The organism is Tatumella sp. UBA2305, assembly GCF_002345795.1.
GTDB lineage: Bacteria > Pseudomonadota > Gammaproteobacteria > Enterobacterales > Enterobacteriaceae > Tatumella > Tatumella morbirosei.
Genome location: NZ_DDVT01000015.1, coordinates 493913 through 510199, shown reverse-complemented (window position 1 = coordinate 510199; position 16287 = coordinate 493913). Strand labels below are relative to the sequence as shown.

The 16287-nt window shown below is 51.4% G+C and carries 19 protein-coding genes and 1 pseudogene; 10 read left to right on the top strand and 10 right to left on the bottom strand.

The annotated features are described in order from the left end of the window. The first annotated feature begins 4 nt into the window (after positions 1–4). Together B3Z23_RS08755 and B3Z23_RS08750 are read left to right on the top strand one after the other, a co-directional pair. Positions 5–946, top strand: a complete 942-nt coding sequence (locus tag B3Z23_RS08755) for a glutathione S-transferase family protein (RefSeq protein ID WP_294906920.1) — start codon at positions 5–7, stop codon at positions 944–946. Positions 947–955: 9 nt separating this feature from the next. Further along, positions 956–1558: an alpha/beta hydrolase gene (locus B3Z23_RS08750; RefSeq protein WP_294906917.1), complete on the top strand. Its 603-nt coding sequence runs from the start codon at positions 956–958 to the stop codon at positions 1556–1558. A 70-nt stretch (positions 1559–1628) separates the two neighbouring features. On the opposite strand, the gene B3Z23_RS08745 is transcribed toward B3Z23_RS08750, so the two are convergent. From B3Z23_RS08745 to ulaG, 3 genes are all read right to left on the bottom strand, one after another. Next, positions 1629–2126, bottom strand: coding sequence for an RES family NAD+ phosphorylase (locus B3Z23_RS08745; RefSeq protein WP_294906914.1), 498 nt, complete (start codon positions 2124–2126; stop codon positions 1629–1631). Between the two features lie 215 nt (positions 2127–2341). Next, positions 2342–3097, bottom strand: coding sequence for an HTH-type transcriptional regulator UlaR (ulaR, locus tag B3Z23_RS08740; RefSeq protein WP_294906911.1), 756 nt, complete (start codon positions 3095–3097; stop codon positions 2342–2344). 64 nt (positions 3098–3161) lie between these two features. Further along, on the bottom strand, positions 3162–4226 hold the full coding sequence (gene ulaG, locus B3Z23_RS08735) for an L-ascorbate 6-phosphate lactonase (protein WP_294906908.1): 1065 nt from the start codon (positions 4224–4226) through the stop codon (positions 3162–3164). A 353-nt stretch (positions 4227–4579) separates the two neighbouring features. Here ulaG and ulaA point away from each other — a divergent pair, with 353 nt between their 5' ends. From ulaA to B3Z23_RS08705, 6 genes and pseudogenes are all read left to right on the top strand, one after another. Continuing rightward, positions 4580–5980: a PTS ascorbate transporter subunit IIC gene (gene ulaA, locus B3Z23_RS08730; protein WP_294907697.1), complete on the top strand. Its 1401-nt coding sequence runs from the start codon at positions 4580–4582 to the stop codon at positions 5978–5980. 12 nt (positions 5981–5992) lie between these two features. Beyond that, positions 5993–6298, top strand: a complete 306-nt coding sequence (ulaB, locus tag B3Z23_RS08725; protein ID WP_294906905.1) for a PTS ascorbate transporter subunit IIB — start codon at positions 5993–5995, stop codon at positions 6296–6298. Between the two features lie 9 nt (positions 6299–6307). Further along, a pseudogene (gene ulaC, locus B3Z23_RS08720) lies at positions 6308–6766 on the top strand (PTS ascorbate transporter subunit IIA); the annotation flags it as partial. Between the two features lie 21 nt (positions 6767–6787). Further along, entirely contained in the window at positions 6788–7438 is a 651-nt protein-coding gene (locus B3Z23_RS08715; RefSeq protein WP_294907694.1) for a 3-keto-L-gulonate-6-phosphate decarboxylase UlaD, read from the top strand. Positions 7439–7447: 9 nt separating this feature from the next. After that, the gene (locus B3Z23_RS08710; RefSeq protein WP_294906902.1) at positions 7448–8299 is read left to right on the top strand and encodes an L-ribulose-5-phosphate 3-epimerase; all 852 of its coding nucleotides are present in this window, start codon (positions 7448–7450) and stop codon (positions 8297–8299) included. Position 8300: 1 nt separating this feature from the next. Continuing rightward, on the top strand, positions 8301–8987 hold the full coding sequence (locus tag B3Z23_RS08705; RefSeq protein WP_294906899.1) for an L-ribulose-5-phosphate 4-epimerase: 687 nt from the start codon (positions 8301–8303) through the stop codon (positions 8985–8987). 345 nt (positions 8988–9332) lie between these two features. Here the strand turns inward: B3Z23_RS08705 and rutG are convergent, their stop codons facing one another. Genes rutG through rutA form a run of 6 tightly spaced genes read right to left on the bottom strand, consistent with a single transcriptional unit; the run spans position 9333 to position 14325 of the window. Next, positions 9333–10664 carry a pyrimidine utilization transport protein G gene (gene rutG / locus B3Z23_RS08700; RefSeq protein ID WP_294906896.1) on the bottom strand — a complete coding sequence of 444 codons (1332 nt, stop codon included), beginning with the start codon at positions 10662–10664 and terminating at the stop codon, positions 9333–9335. Positions 10665–10721: 57 nt separating this feature from the next. Beyond that, the gene (gene rutF, locus B3Z23_RS08695; protein WP_038020629.1) at positions 10722–11243 is read right to left on the bottom strand and encodes an NADH-dependent FMN reductase RutF; all 522 of its coding nucleotides are present in this window, start codon (positions 11241–11243) and stop codon (positions 10722–10724) included. A 28-nt stretch (positions 11244–11271) separates the two neighbouring features. Beyond that, on the bottom strand, positions 11272–12054 hold the full coding sequence (gene rutD / locus B3Z23_RS08690; protein WP_294906890.1) for a pyrimidine utilization protein D: 783 nt from the start codon (positions 12052–12054) through the stop codon (positions 11272–11274). A gap of 2 nt (positions 12055–12056) precedes the next feature. Next, the gene (gene rutC / locus B3Z23_RS08685) at positions 12057–12449 is read right to left on the bottom strand and encodes a pyrimidine utilization protein C (RefSeq protein WP_294906887.1); all 393 of its coding nucleotides are present in this window, start codon (positions 12447–12449) and stop codon (positions 12057–12059) included. 47 nt (positions 12450–12496) lie between these two features. After that, complete coding sequence (rutB, locus tag B3Z23_RS08680; protein ID WP_294906884.1) at positions 12497–13234, bottom strand: pyrimidine utilization protein B; 738 nt, start codon at positions 13232–13234, stop codon at positions 12497–12499. Next, the gene (gene rutA, locus B3Z23_RS08675; RefSeq protein ID WP_294906881.1) at positions 13234–14325 is read right to left on the bottom strand and encodes a pyrimidine utilization protein A; all 1092 of its coding nucleotides are present in this window, start codon (positions 14323–14325) and stop codon (positions 13234–13236) included. The genes rutB and rutA overlap by 1 nt, the downstream gene beginning before the upstream one ends. A gap of 318 nt (positions 14326–14643) precedes the next feature. Here rutA and rutR point away from each other — a divergent pair, with 318 nt between their 5' ends. Both rutR and B3Z23_RS08665 read left to right on the top strand, forming a co-directional pair. Continuing rightward, positions 14644–15279, top strand: a complete 636-nt coding sequence (gene rutR, locus B3Z23_RS08670) for an HTH-type transcriptional regulator RutR (RefSeq protein ID WP_294906878.1) — start codon at positions 14644–14646, stop codon at positions 15277–15279. A 104-nt stretch (positions 15280–15383) separates the two neighbouring features. Beyond that, entirely contained in the window at positions 15384–15557 is a 174-nt protein-coding gene (locus B3Z23_RS08665; protein WP_294906875.1) for a hypothetical protein, read from the top strand. A gap of 115 nt (positions 15558–15672) precedes the next feature. Here the strand turns inward: B3Z23_RS08665 and B3Z23_RS08660 are convergent, their stop codons facing one another. After that, entirely contained in the window at positions 15673–16263 is a 591-nt protein-coding gene (locus tag B3Z23_RS08660) for a malonic semialdehyde reductase (protein ID WP_294906873.1), read from the bottom strand. Between the last annotated feature and the right edge of the window lie 24 nt (positions 16264–16287).

The following is a 16287-nucleotide window of genomic DNA, read 5'->3' as shown; positions in this document are numbered from 1 at the left end:
GGACATGCTGGTAAATGGTCAATGGAGCGCTGACTGGCATCCGGTGCAGGCAGTGGATAAAAAAGGCGGATTCGTCCGCCAGACTTCGGGATTCCGTCATCAGATTACCCCCGGGGGGGAAACCGGTTTTGCGGCAGAAGCAGGGCGATACCATTTATATGTTGCTTACATCTGCCCCTGGGCTTCCCGTACGTTAATGGCGCGTAAGCTCAAAGGGCTGGAAGAGGTGATCACGGTATCCGTAGTGGAACCCTGGCTATTGGATCAGGGCTGGCATTTTGGTGATTACCCCGGTGCTGTGGCCGATAATGTGAATCATTGCCAGTGGATCCACCAGATTTACACCATGGCCGACCCACAGTACACCGGACGGGCGACGGTACCAGTATTGTGGGACAAAAAAACCGGCACCATCGTGAATAATGAATCGGCCGATATCGTGCGAATAATGAATCAGGGCTTTGGCAGCCTGGCTCGCCACGACATCGATCTCTATCCGGGCTCCTTGCAGGCCGAAATTGATGCGCTGAATGAACAGATTTACCCCAAACTCAACAACGGCGTCTACCGGGCCGGATTTGCCACCACACAACTGAGTTATCAGGAAGCCTTCAGTGATGTATTTGCTATGCTGAGCAGTCTGGAACAACGGATGAGTGACGGGCGTGAGTATCTGGTGGGCGGGCAGTTAACCGAGGCAGATATCCGATTGTTTGTCACTCTGATCCGTTTCGATGCGGCTTACTACGGGTTGTTTAAATGTAACCTGCAGCATCTCAGTGACTATCCGGCGCTCAGCCGCTATACCCGACGGATTCTGGATATTCCGGGTATTCGTGAGACGGTCAATATTGATCATATAAAACAGGGCTATTATTCTATTAAATCACTGAATCCAAACGGTATTGTCCCTGAAGGTCCATCACTTGTGGATCTGGGGCTGTGAGAGGCAAAGATGAGTAAAAAAATAGTGATACTGTTACACGGTGTCGGCAGTAATGGTGCGGATCTCCGGGGATTGGGTGATTTCTGGGAAGCTACTATGCCTGACGTGACTTTTGTTTCGCCGGATGCACCGCATCGTTGTGATATGGGATCCGGCTATCAGTGGTTTAGCGTGAACGGTGTAACAGAAGAGAATCGTGCTTCACGTATCGCTGAGGCGCGGGAATCTTTTGATGCCACTCTGCAAAAGATTCTGCGAGAAAACCAGGTGACTGCCGGGGACCAGTTGATTCTGGTAGGATTTTCACAGGGCAGCATTATGTCTCTGGATGCACTGGTACGTAATGCATTACCGCTGGCCGGGGTCGTGGCCTTTTCCGGGCGTTTAGCCTCGCCTGAGCCTTTTCACCCGGCAGCGGGTGTGGCAGCTCTGCTGATTCATGGCCAGTCAGATCCGGTAATCCCCTGGACTGAGAGTCAGCACGCGCAGCAGGTACTGGAAGGGCTTGGGGTCGAGGTGACTGCGGTATTTGAGCCCGGGGTTCCACACACCATCTCTGCGGAGGGCGTCACCCTGGCCGCGAACTTTATTCAGCAGCGATTCTCTTTGTAATCAGGCTGTCTGAGTTAAGATAATCGACCACAATATCAGGCTCCCTGATCGGCCATGTTCTGCAGAACGGTCAGGGATTTCCGGTTCCATCAATCAGTTCTGCGCTGACTCCCGCTCCCTGATTCCACTGGAATAATACCAGGTGCCACAGTCCGGGCGCTTTGCGGGAAGGGTCAATCAGTCCGGCAGCCCCTAACGCTTCCAACCGCCGCCGTACCCGCCATGAACGGGGAGTCTCGCCGGCAGCGACAATTTCCTGCCACGGAGCAATCGCATCATTGATATCGATTCCGGCGTATTGCAAAGCGTGCGTATCACGCAAATCGAAAATATTGTTTGCAGACACCCGGATGCAGAGGATTTCAGAAGCCGGCGCCCGTTGAGTACGGTGTGCCAACATGGCGGCCTCTACACCTTCAGGTGATGAACTCAGGTAAAGTGTTGGCTGGCTGACAGCCGAATAGCGACCTGCGGTGACTGACCCGGACAGGGCATATTCCCGGAAGGCAGGGTCTGTCGCGCGATAAAACAGGCCATCAATCCGGGTTAAAAAATCATGATTCGTCATATCACTCCGGGATCATTGTCGGTGACAGGGAAATGGCTGTGGTCAGGGCACGGCTCTGATTCAACGTTAATGAATGTTGTCCCGGGATCCCGGGGAGACAGGGGCTATTTAATGACCTGTTCGCTGGTCAGGGTGAGATGAGACTGTCCGGTTGACCGTCGTCGCTGATGACGTTGCTGTACCTTCAGCAAACACTTTAGCCTCGCGATCCGGTGTTATACCAGCACGACTTCGATACCCTGTGCCCGGAGTTGTTTCACAATTTCCTCATCAGCCTGTTGTCCGGTTATGACCAGGTCAATATTTTCAGCTTTGCTAAACAGCATACCGGCCCGCTGACCCAGTTTACTGCTGTCCACCAGCACTGCCAGCTTTCCCACCATCCCTAGCATTCGTTGCTCGGAAACAGCCGTCAACATGTCCGTTTTGTAAAGCCCATCGGCGGTCAGGCCTTTACCGCTGGTAAACATCCAGTGACCGGCATAAAGCGAATTGCTGCTTTCCTGAGAAGGCAGAATGATGGACTGTTTTTTATTATATTGCCCGCCAATAATCACCACATTTTCATGATCGTGTTCAATCAGATAGTTAGCTAACGGCAGATAATTAGTGATGATTTGTACGGGTTTATTGCAGATCTCCTGGCCGAGTAAGAAAGCGGTGGAACCGCAGTTAATCACTACACTCTCCTCGGGACGAATAAAGGTCGCCGCGGCTCTGGCAATCCGGACTTTCTCGTCATGGTTAGAGGCCTGATGTGGGTTAAGTGGAGCCCAGCGCTCACGTTCCGGAATGACCGCTTCAGCACCATTACGGATTTTCCGCACTTTCCCTTCTTTATCCAGCCGTGCGATATCCCGCCGGGCGGTAGCCGGTGAAGTCCCCAGCAATTCTGTAATCTGGCTGACACTGAGAACATTGTGTTCACGCAGTAGATCCAGTAAAAGATAATGTCTCTGTGTTTCCGTCATTCTGGCACCGGCTCACTGTTATCGGCCATCATGGCCGGGGCCGGATTATCCGGCCCCTTGTGTGTTAAAGAAAAGACTTAAAGGGTAAATCGGGTTCGAGAGTAAAACAATCATCAAAACCACGAGGATAATGATATTCCAGATTGTCTTTATCCAAAGGCCAGATGAATTTTCCGCCGACCTGCCAGATAAAGGGTTTGAAGCCATAGTGAAGTCGGTCTTTTTTCATCTCCCAGAGCACCCGAATCTCCTGCGGATCGGCCTGGAAGTTTGACCAGATATCATGATGGAAAGGGATCACGACTTTGGTGTTCAACGATTCTGCCATACGCAGCATATCGGAGCTGGTCATTTTATCTGTCACGCCACGCGGGTTTTCCCCGTAAGAACCCAGTGCAACATCAATCTGATATTCGTTGCCGTGCCTGGCGTAGTAATTTGAATAATGAGAATCACCACTGTGATAAAGGTTTCCACCTGGTGTTTTAAACAAATAGTTCACTGCACGCTCATCCATACCCTCCGGTAGCGTACCTGCGGCTGTTTGTTCCACCGGTAAAGTAATTAATGCAGTACGGTCAAAGGCGTCGAGAGCGTGTATTTCGACATCTTTAATTTTCACCACCTCACCTGGCTTCATCACGATACAGCGCTCTCTGGGCACCCCCCAGTCTACCCACATATTGACACAGGTTTGAGGACCGATAAACGGCACATCACTGGCACAATTTTGCATCACTGCGGCAGCGACGTTGACATCGATATGGTCGTTATGGTCATGGGTGGCAAGTACTGCGTCAATCTGGCGGATAGCAAACGGATCCAGGACAAAAGGGGTGGTGCGCAGGTTGGGCTGGAGTTTTTTCACCCCCGCCATACGTTGCATCTGATGCCCTTGCTTCATCAGTAAATTCCCGTGGCTCTGCTTTCCGGTACCGCACCAGAAGTCGATGCAAATATTGGCTCCTCCTTCCGATTTCAGCCAGATGCCGGTGCATCCCAGCCACCACATAGCAAAAGTTCCCGGAGCGACCCGTTCCTGCTCAATCTCTTCGTTCAGCCAGCAACCCCATTCCGGGAAGGTGTTCAGGATCCATGACTCGCGGGTTATGGTCTTCACTTTACTCATCAAATATCTCCTTGTGATCATATTAAATCATTTATGATCATTAGTAATTGTTAATTTAGTCTGGTTATTGCTGTTTAGCCTCGGTGAAGCATAGGTAAACGGCTTTACTGGTTACTTTTAACCGGGTTAACCCCTGGCGACAAACGAATAAATTTGTTTTATGTAATTGTATTTTATGTATTTTTGTTAAAGACTCAATTGAAGCATTATAACCATACAACATCTGTGGAAATAATTTGTGGGTCCTGTCACAAATAATCATATCAGATCTTTTTTGATTCACTTTGATTGGTATGGTTGCGATGGCAATCATTCAGGGATTGCTCCTCGTGTTCTCATTTTTGGAGCGAATTATGGAGATCCTCTATAACGCCTTTACCATATTTTTTAATCAGGTAATGACTAACGCGCCGTTGTTGCTGGGTATTGTGACCTGCCTGGGCTATATCCTGCTGCGTAAAAGTGTGAGCGTAATTATTAAAGGCACGATTAAAACCATCATTGGTTTTATGTTGCTGCAGGCAGGTTCAGGAATTCTGACCAGCACTTTTAAGCCGGTTGTCGCCAGAATGTCGGAAGTCTATGGGATTAGCGGAGCTATCTCTGACACTTACGCGTCAATGATGGCTGCGATTGAGCGAATGGGCGATGCCTACAGTTGGGTCGGCTATGCTGTTCTGCTGGCGTTGGCGCTGAATATTATCTATGTGTTGCTGCGCCGTCTGACCGGCATCCGGACTATCATGCTGACGGGGCATATCATGTTCCAGCAAGCCGGACTGATAGCGGTGTCGTTCTATATCTTCGGCTACCCCATGTGGACCACTATCATCTGCACTGCGGTGCTGGTATCGCTTTACTGGGGTATCACCTCCAACATGATGTACCGGCCGACACAGGAAGTCACCGACGGCTGTGGTTTTTCCATCGGGCATCAACAACAGTTTGCTTCCTGGATTGCCTGCAAAGTCGCGCCCTTTCTCGGTAAAAAACAAGAGAGTGTTGAAGAGCTTAAGTTGCCCGGCTGGCTGAATATTTTCCATGACAATATCGTGTCGACGGCCATTGTCATGACCGTTTTCTTCGGGGTCATTCTGCTCTCATTTGGGATTGATGTGGTGCAGGCGATGGCCGGGAAGACTCACTGGACCGTCTATATCCTTCAGACCGGATTCTCCTTCGCGGTGGCAATTTTCATCATCACCCAGGGGGTGCGAATGTTTGTTGCCGAACTGTCTGAAGCCTTTAATGGGATTTCTCAACGACTGATCCCGGGGGCCGTGCTGGCGATTGACTGTGCGGCGATATACAGCTTTGCGCCCAACGCGGTGGTCTGGGGATTTATGTGGGGTACCATCGGCCAGTTAATTGCGGTAGGCATTTTGGTGGTCTGCGGCTCCTCTGTCCTGATTATCCCGGGTTTCATTCCTATGTTTTTCTCTAATGCAACCATCGGTGTCTTTGCCAATCATTTTGGCGGCTGGCGGGCTGCTATCAAGATTTGTCTGGTCATGGGGATGGTTGAAATCTTCGGGTGTGTATGGGCGATTAAGTTGACGGACATGAGCGCCTGGATGGGAATGGCGGACTGGTCAATTCTGGCACCGCCAATGATGCAGGGTTTCTTCAGCCTGGGACTGGCATTTATGACTGTCATCATCCTGATTGCTCTGGCTTACATGTTCTTCGCAGGACGTGAACTGCGGGCTGAAGAAGCCGAGGAAAAATCAAAAGCAGATATTTCTGCTCACTAGGGAGTATCCAATATGACCGTACGTATCCTGGCTGTGTGTGGTAATGGGCAAGGTAGCTCTATGATTATGAAAATGAAAGTTGACCAGTTTCTGACCCAGTCAAATATTGACCATACAGTGAGCAGCTGTGCAGTGGGTGAATACAAAAGTGAACTTAACGGCGCGGATATCATTATCGCCTCTACCCATATCGCCGGTGAAATCACGGTGACAGGCAATAAATATGTCGTGGGGGTCCGCAATATGTTATCGCCAGCGGATTTTGGCCCCAAATTGCTGGAAGTCATCAAAACGCATTTTCCGCAAGATGTCATGTGAGGACAGGAGATGAGATTACGTGATTCCCTGACAGAAAATAATTCCATTCTTTTACAGGCCGAAGCCAGCGACTGGCAGGAAGCGGTAAAACTGGGGGTTGATTTGCTGGTAAAGGCTGATGTCGTTGAACCCCGGTATTACCAGTCAATCCTCGACGGGGTTGTGCAGCACGGGCCTTATTTTGTTATTGCGCCCGGGCTGGCGATGCCCCATGGACGTCCGGAAGAGGGCGTCAGGAAGACGGGGTTTTCGCTGGTTACCTTAAAAACACCGCTCATCTTTAATCACGAAGACAATGATCCGGTCGACATTCTTATCACGATGGCCGCAGTGGATGCTACGACTCACCAGGAAGTAGGCATTATGCAGATTGTCAGCTTATTTGAGGATGAAGCCAACTTTGACCGCTTACGCGCCTGTCGCACAGAACAGGATGTCATTGATTTAATAGATGATGCCACGCAGGCAGAAACCCATAAGGAATTGAATATGCCATTACCTATGTTGCAGGTCGCACTGGATAATCACACGCTGTCAGACGCTTATGAAACCACCCGGCTGATTGCTGAAGAGGTGGATATTATTGAAGTCGGTACCATTCTTTGTGTTGGCGAAGGTGTACGGGCAGTACGAGACCTGAAGGCACTCTATCCGCATAAAATTGTACTGGCCGACGCCAAAATAGCGGATGCAGGAAAAATCCTCGCCCGGATGTGCTTTGAAGCCCATGCCGACTGGATCACCGTGATCTGTTGTGCAGACATAAACACCGCCGGCGGAGCGCTGGAAGTGGCAAAAGAGTTCGGAGGAGACGTTCAGATTGAACTGACGGGGCACTGGACGTGGGAACAGGCTCAGGCATGGCATGCTGCGGGGATTCAGCAGGTGGTGTATCACCGTAGTCGGGATGCACAGGCGGCAGGAGTGTCCTGGGGAGAACAGGATATCCGGGCGATTAAGCGTCTGAACAACATGGGTTTTAAAGTCACAGTCACCGGGGGACTGGCACTTGAAGACCTGCCTCTGTTTAAAGATATACCGATCCATGTGTTTATCGCGGGCCGGAGTATTCGCGATGCGGCATCGCCGGTGGAGGCAGCCCGCCAGTTCAGGCGCTCAATCGCTGATATCTGGGGCTAAGGAGCAGCTATGTTGTCACAACAGGTTCCACTGGGTATCTATGAAAAAGCACTCCCTGCGGGGGAGTGCTGGTTTAAGCGCCTGCAACTGGCGAAACAGCTGGGCTTTGATTTTGTTGAAATGTCAGTGGATGAGTCTGAGACACGTCTTGCCCGACTTAGCTGGAGCCGGCAACAGCGCCTGCAACTGGTGAATGCCATTGCAGAAACCGGGGTGCGGGTCCCTTCAATGTGTCTCAGTGCACACCGCCGGTTTCCGCTGGGGAGTGAAGATGATGCGGTACGTGAAAAAGCGCTGGAGATCATGCGAAAGGCGATCGGTTTCGCACAGGATGTCGGTATCCGCGTCATCCAGCTTGCCGGCTATGATGTTTATTACCAGCAGGCTAATGATGAGACCCGCCGCCGTTTTCGTGAGGGGCTGAAGCAGAGCATCGTTATGGCAAGTCGTGCTCAGGTCACGCTGGCAATGGAGATTATGGACTATCCGTTAATGAACTCCATCAGTAAGGCGTTGGGGTATACCCATTACCTGAATAATCCATGGTTCCAGATCTATCCTGATTTGGGCAATCTGTCGGCATGGGATAACGACGTACAACTGGAACTGGAGGCCGGAAAAGGACATATCGTCGCGGTGCACGTTAAAGATACCCGTCCCGGTGAGTTCAAAAATGTCCCTTTCGGCAGTGGCGTTGTGGATTTCGATCGCTGCTTCCGTACCCTGAAACAGACAGGCTATTCGGGTCCGTATCTGATTGAGATGTGGAGCGAAACCGCGGATGACCCGGAGGCTGAAGTGGTAAAAGCCCGGACCTGGGTTCGTGAACAAATGGTGAAAGCAGGATTGCTGGAGGCTTAAGGTGTTAACACTGAAACGGCAGGTTTTTGAGGCTAATAAGGATCTTCCACGCTATGGACTGGTTACTTTCACATGGGGAAACGTAAGTGCGATTGATCGCCGTCAGGGGCTGATAGCGATTAAGCCGAGTGGTATTGCTTATGATGCGATGACGGTCGACGATATGGTGGTGATGGATACTGACGGGAATATCGTTGAGGGTAAATGGCGGCCTTCCTCAGATACTGCCACCCATCTGGAATTATATCGGCGTTTTCCCTCTCTGGGGGGGATTGTCCATACCCATTCGACACATGCCACCGCCTGGGCACAGGCAGGATTGTCAATTCCGGCGCTGGGTACCACGCATGCTGACTATTTTCTCGGTGATATTCCCTGTACCAGGGCATTGACACAACAGGAAGTTGAGGGGGAGTACGAACTGAATACCGGGACGGTGATTATCGAAACGGTGGGAGAGCGAAATCCCCTGCATACCCCGGGGGTCGTGGTTTGTCAGCATGGCCCGTTTGCCTGGGGGAAAGATGCTCACGATGCCGTGCATAATGCGGTCGTTCTTGAAGAGGTTGCCCGCATCGCCTGGATTGCCTGTGCGATTAAGCCCGGGCTTCGGGACATCGACTCTTATCTGATGAAAAAACATTTTATGCGCAAACATGGGCCGGATGCTTATTACGGGCAGAAATAACCAGAGTGGAGATACCCGGTCGATGTTTACTATTCAAATGTCAGTTTCCAGATGACAGATTTCAGGAATCTTCCGTTGGAAGCCATGCAATAGTGAGCAGGTCACGCAGGGCAGCTCCGGCTGTGGGGGGGATTAACGATGATTTCGGCAAATCGTCAGTCACTGACTCTTGTCAACCTGCCAGATAACATTGCAGATTGAGTGCTTTTCCGGCCAGAGTGTTGTCTCCCGGGCCCGGGCAGTTCGTTTTCCCGGTGATTGATGATTAACCGCCGGAATGACTGTGATGCAGTATGCACGGAATAGTGCTGGCTACCTGAGGTAGCCAGCCAATATCAGGGTCGGTTACTTACCGGAAGGAGTCACCAGTGTTGCAGGATTGTCTGCTGCCGGTGAATTTCTGCGGCTAAGGAAGGCATTGAGTAAAATCGCGCCAAAGGTCGCGGTGCCAATGCCACCGAGAGTGAAACTGCCGATTTTTAGCGCAAAATCACCGGCCCCCAGAACCAGAGTGACCGCCACCATGATCAGATTACCGTTGCGGTTCAGGTCAACATTATTCTGGACCCATATTCTCGCACCTGCGACAGCAATCAGGCCAAACACGACTATGGAGGCACCCCCAATCACCGGGCCCGGGATGGTATGGATCAGCGCCCCAAACTTTGGTGAAAAACCAAGTAACAGGGCGATGACTGAGGCTGCGACAAATGCCAGGGTTGAATAGACCTTGGTGACCGCCATCACGCCGATATTCTCTGCATATGTCGTTACGCCACTGCCGCCAACACTGCCCGACAACATGGTAGCCAGTCCGTCAGCAAAGAATGCGCGGCCCACATACGGGTCAAGATTACGTCCGGTCATGCCTGCCACCGCTTTCATATGCCCAAGGTTTTCTGCCACCAGAATAATCGCCACTGGCGCTATCATCACTATCGCCTGCCAGTCAAACACCGGCGCGGTGGTCGCAGGCAGCCCAAACCATGGCGCTGCCACCAGTGGTGAAAAGTCCACAGGTTTGCCCAGTCCCAGGCCATTGGTCAGCACAGCATAGACAACCCATGCCAGACACAGCCCGACCAGCAGTAACAGTTTTTGGATCATACCGCGGGTAAACACAGCCACGATTCCGATGCAAACCACGGTAATGACCGCCATCCAACTGTCAAACATTGAGCCTGATACACTGTGAATGGCGATAGGTGCCAGGTTGAGACCTATCGCCATAACGACCGCACCTGTGACGACCGGGGGCATCAGTTTTTCAATCCAGCGGGCACCGGATTTCATGACCACCAGCCCAATCACTGCGTATACAGCCCCGCAGGCGATAATACCGCCGAGCGCCAGCCCAAGATGAGGATTCATACCTTGCCCGGTAAACCCCGTCACTGCAATTACTACGCCGACAAATGAAGCACTGGAACCCAGGTAACTGGGAACACGACCTCCTGTTATCAGAAAGAACAGCAGGGTGCCTATCCCTGACATCAGAATGCTGAGATTAGGATCCAGTCCCATCAGCAACGGCATTAACACTGTGGCGCCAAACATAGCCACCGCATGCTGTAACCCCATCACCAGGGTCGGGCCAAAGGGCAGAGTTTCATCAGGAGCGATGACACCGTCTCCGCTGAGGGTTGTTTTTTTACGCCATACAGGAAACCAGCTCATAAACTTTGTACTCCGGTAAAGTGGAAAAGCAATGAATGCCAGTGACTGGCTTCGTAATCAGGCTTCCTGCCGGGTCAGAGAATGATAACGCCGGTCAAACCACATCAGACCATGCGGTGTGTGGTCACAGACCAGAGCCCGTACCTGACAAAATAAAATATCGTGGGTGCCCACACTGACACTTTGGGTAATTTCACAATCAAAAGAGGCGACAGCCCCTGTCAGCACAGGGCAGCCGGTGGTCAGTTCAGACCATTGAGCTGCCGCAAAGCGATCGGGCATTGGGGTTTTACCGCCAAATAATCCTGATAATGTCTGATGATCGCCGGACAATGTATTAACACATAACCGGCCATTGGCCTGGAAAACCGGCCACACGGACGCTGAACGATTCAGACAAACCAGCAGTGTCGGCGGTGTATCCGTCACACTGCACACCGCAGATGCCGTAAATCCGGCCTGGCCGGCGGGTCCGTCGGTGGTAATAATATTGACGGCTGCTCCGAGGCGCGACATGGCATTACGGAACTGCTGTTTATCCACCCCGTCCGTTAGCGGGGCCAATTCAGAAACATTCATCTGCAGTCCTTATTTAAATTCCTGCCTTTCAGGCAGCGTGTTGTTCAAGCCAGGGTAACAACAACTGGTTGAATTCATCCGGGTAAGTGACACTCATCGCATGACCTCCGCGGGCCATTGCCGCCACGCTGGACTGTGGCAGCGCATCTGCCAGTGCTACCGAACAGGTCCAGGGCACCAGTAAATCGTCCTGGCTATAGATAACCAGCACCGGCAGGTTAAGAGTCGGTGCAACCCGGGTAAAATCGCAGGCCATTAACGCATTCAGCCGGCGCAACAGGTTATCCGTGCCCTGGAAATGTTCTGCATGACTGATATCCTCAGCTTCCATGCGCTGTTGATTATCAGCCATCCAGTCAGCCGGGTAGAGAAACAGTGGCTGAGCGCGGACAAAAGCCTCCACACCCACATTCAGCAACAGTTCCTGGCGGACGCGGAAACAGCGACGGGTATGAGCATTCAGTGACAGCCAGCCATTAATCACCACCACACCGGTCACCCGTTGCGGATAGCTGGCAGCCAGTTGCAGGCCAATCAGCCCACCCAGCGCATGACCCGCCACGCAATAGCGGTCAATCCCCCGGCCATCGAGTGCCGCGGCCAGCTCATCTGCCATCTGTTGCATTGAGTAATTTTCGGGGAGCTGGTCCGGATTATTGCCGGTTCCGCGCTGGTCATAAGTGACGACCTTGTATTTTTGTCTCAGTGCAGCCATCTGGGGTTTCCAGAAGGCCGCAGCGCCGCCCAGTCCGGCGGATAACACCACCACCGGAGCATCAGCGGAATCAACACCGGAAATCTGTATCTGCATAATCAAGCCTGCTTACCGACATGGGCGACAGTGGCAATCTCAACTAACGCGTCTGGTTTCACCAGGCCACACTGAATACAGAAACGGGCCGGTTTTTCTCCGGGGAAAAATTCGGCATACACCTGGTTTACTGCGGCATAGTTTTGCCAGTCAGTAATAAAAATAGAATTGAATGTGACGTCATCCATGGTTCCGCCGGCAGTTTCAATCACATTTTTAATCATGGTCAGCACATGGCGGGTTTGTGCTGCGGCATCCCCCACATGCACCACATTATTGTTTTCATCAAAGGGTAATGTCCCAGACACGTAGACAACCCCATCCGCCAGTGTTCCGGGAACGAACGGGGCGATAGGTGTACTGGTTCCGGCAGGGATAATCACAGATTTTGGCATACTCATTTTCCTTTTATTCTCAGTGGCAGGTGATGAAAATCCGGTACTCAGGCTGCCGGACGTTCCTGTTCAGAAACCGGCGCAATGGCGCTACAAAAACTGCTGACATCGGAGACCCAGCCGAAAAAAGTCTCAATATTAAACAGTGCTGCCTCATGGGCAGAAGGAGGTCCGGCCTGATAGGTGGCGTCTTCCAGTACAATGCCAAAATATTCAAGGAAAAAGCCGTCACGCAGTGTAGATTCCACACAGACATTCGTAGCGATGCCGGTAAAAATCAGATGACGAATCCCCCGGCTGCGCAGCATGCTGTCCAGTGGGGTGTTATAGAAGCCGCTGTACCTGATTTTCGGAATAATGATGTCTTCCGGATGCGGGACCAGTTCATCAACCAACTGATAGTCCCAGCCGCCTTTGGATAATAGCTTGCCCTGCAGATCAGGGTTTTTACGCATAGTTTTTAGCGCATTCGACTTATGAAAATTGGGTGAACCTGCGTCTCCGGCCTCTACGTACTGGTCATCCCAGCCATTCTGAAACCAGATAATCTGAATACCGGCCGCACGGGCAGCATCGACAGCTTTTTTAATATTGGCAATCACTGGTTTGGTGGCTGAGACATCGAAGCCCGCCAGATCCAGATAGCCCCCGATAGTGGCGTAGGCATTCTGCATATCTACAACGATCAATGCCGTTTGCTGCGGCGGAAATGCGATGGATTCAGGTTTCGCAGTGACAACCACATTATTTAACTGACTGGCAGTCGAACAGATTACAGTACTCATCAGGCCACCTCTTTCATTGCTTCAGTTACGGCGCTCCGGCTGGTCATTAGCGGCTGGATACGCTGTCCAAAATTCTCAATACCCTGAACAAAATCATCAAAGGTCAGCAAAATACCTTCTGCACCCTCTACGGTCGCCACCTCATCCAGCATTTTTGCCACTGTGGCATAAGAACCCACCAGGGTGCCCATATTGATGTTTACCGCGGAGGTCGGGTCGGCCATTTGCCGCACGTTGGTATCGCTTCCTGAGCGGGTATCCTGCTGGCTCTGGGTGGTCAGCCAGGCGAGAGCCTCCTGGTCTGCACCGGCTTTGTAGTGTTCCCACTTAGCGCGTGCCGCTTCATCGGTTTCGTCGGCGATAATCATAAACAGCACATAGGAACCGACATCGCGACCGGCTTTTTCTGCCGCTTTTTTCATCCGTTCAGCGGTGGGAGCAAAGGCGGTCGGAGTATTGACTCCCTTACCGAAGCAGAAGTTGTAATCGGCATATTGTGCAGAGAAGGCCATCCCGGCATCACTTTGTCCGGCACAGATCACCTTCATAGGTTTCTGCGGCTGAGGACTGAGCCGGCAATCATTCATGGTCAGGAAATCGCCTTTAAAATCGGATTTTCCGGTGCCCCATAAATCACGCAGGACGGTGACATATTCGGTCAGATAGTCATAACGACGGGAGAAATACTCTTCGCCAGGCCAGAGACCCATCTGGTCGTATTCCGGTTTTTGCCAGCCGGTGACCAGATTGACGCCGAAACGTCCACCAGAGATGCTGTCAACGGTGCTGGCCATTCGCGCGACAATGGCCGGTGGCAGAGTCAGGGTGGCTGCCGTGGCATAAATCTCGATGCGTGAGGTCACCGCAGCCAGACCGGCCATCAGCGTAAATGACTCCAGGTTGTGGTCCCAGAATTCAGTTTTACCGCCAAAACCGCGTAATTTGATCATTGAGAGTGCGAAATCGAAATGATAATGCTCGGCCCGTTGAACGATGGTTTTGTTCAGTTCAAAACTCGGCATATATTGCGGAGCATTTTCAGAAATCAGCCAGCCGTTATTACCAATCGGGATAAAGACGCCTATTTTCATGTCAAACCTCGTCTGATGAATGATTAAAGTTTCACCTGTCGGCGGCGGTGCATCCTGCATCTCCATGGGTCGTCGCTGAGTCGTGTGTACCTGTTAAATTAAGCAAAGGCTGTGCCACATTTTGATATCACTTTAAAAACAACAAATTAATAAGATTCCCGTCATCACAAACCGGAATAAATGGTCCAAAACAGACCATTTGGTAAAAATAAGTGCAGCACCTGACGGCGATTGCGCAGAAAAAGGGCAATTCTGTGCAGTGGTGCATTCAGGGCAGTCTGTTATGATGCTGCAAAAGGACAGAGATGAGGTTAGTCAGTGAAAGTCAGTGAGAAAAAACCGGGACGTCGCTCCCGGGCGGTTGCGGCTAAGCGTTCGGCGATTGTGAACGCGGCATTGTCACTCTTTTCGCAGTTTGGTCTGCACGGCACCCGGGTGGAGCAGGTGGCTGCACTGGCGGATGTCTCTAAAACTAATCTGTTATATTATTTCCCTTCCAAAGAGCAGCTCTATCTGGCCGTATTGCAGGAAATACTCGCTGTCTGGCTGGCTCCGCTCAGGGCATTGCAGGCCGAGCAGCAACCTCTGGAGGCCATTAACCATTATATCCGCCTGAAACTGGAAGTATCCCGGGATCATCCCCAGGCATCACGTCTGTTTTGTCTGGAAATTCTGCAGGGTGCACCAGTGTTACAGCAGGAACTGGAAGGTGGATTGCGTGAGCTGGTGAATGAAAAGGCCGAACTGATTCGTTTATGGATTAGCCGCGGGCAACTGGCAGAAACCGATCCCTGTCAGCTGATATTTATGCTGTGGTCAGTGACCCAGCATTACGCAGACTTTGCGATTCAGGTACAGGCGATTACCGGAAAAAGCTTGCAGGATGAAGAATTCTTTACCCAGACGCTGAATAATATTCAGAGTGTTATTACGGAAGGTCTTCGACCGCGCTGAAGCGCCATTGCCGTTTTTGTAAAATGCAGTACCGGAATTGATATTTCCCTTCAGTCACTATTTAGGCTGAACTGTAGTTATCGACACTTCAGTGGGGACATATTATGGCAATGCATATCTGGAAAAAAATCATCAGGTTTACCGGACTCCCGGAGCGCAGCCCGGCGGCAGAACGGGCAAAAGACAGCCATCTGCTACTCGAGTCTATGATTCCAATCCTTGGATTATACGGCCTGGGTCCCGGTTATCTTGATCCTCAGTGGTTGCAGGATGAATAAAAGTAAACAACACCGTTTATTGCGGGTAACCTACTGGAATGAGCTGTGCTTTAGCACTATTCACCGTTATCATCCACGCCACTGACTGCGGCAATGCCACAGTCAGTGTGGTTAATCAGGCAAACCGGCAGGCATCATCAAAATCAAGCCGTGGCAGACGCCCATGAAGTTTCTCACTGTCGCCATAACCCAGGTTGATCAGTAAATTGACCCGCCAGTCAGTACCGTGAAAAAACTCTGCATTGATTTTATCCGCATCGAACCCTGACATCGGGCCAACATCCAGTCCCAGAGCTCGTGCGGCTACCACCAGATAACCTGCCTGCAGGCTGCTGTTGCGAAATGCTGTTTCCTGAGCCAGCGATTCACTGCTGGTGAACCAGCTTCGGGCATCGGCATAGGGGAACAATCCCGGTAGCTTTTCATAAAAAGTCATATCTGAGGCAACAATCACCGTCACCGGAGCAGACATCGTTTTATCGATATTGCCTGAAGAGAGTGCCGGTTTAAGTTTCTGTTTGCCGGCATCGCTGGTCACAAACACAAACCGGCCCGGCGAACAGTTAGCCGAGGTCGGGCCAAGCCGGGTCAGCTCATACAGAGTTTGCAGAGTACTTTCGGTGACCGGTTTATCCAGCCAGTAACTGTGGGTACGAGCCTGATTGAATAATGAATCGAGTGCAGACTGCTCAACCGGAATAGTCATAATGTTCTCCAGATTCCCTTAACT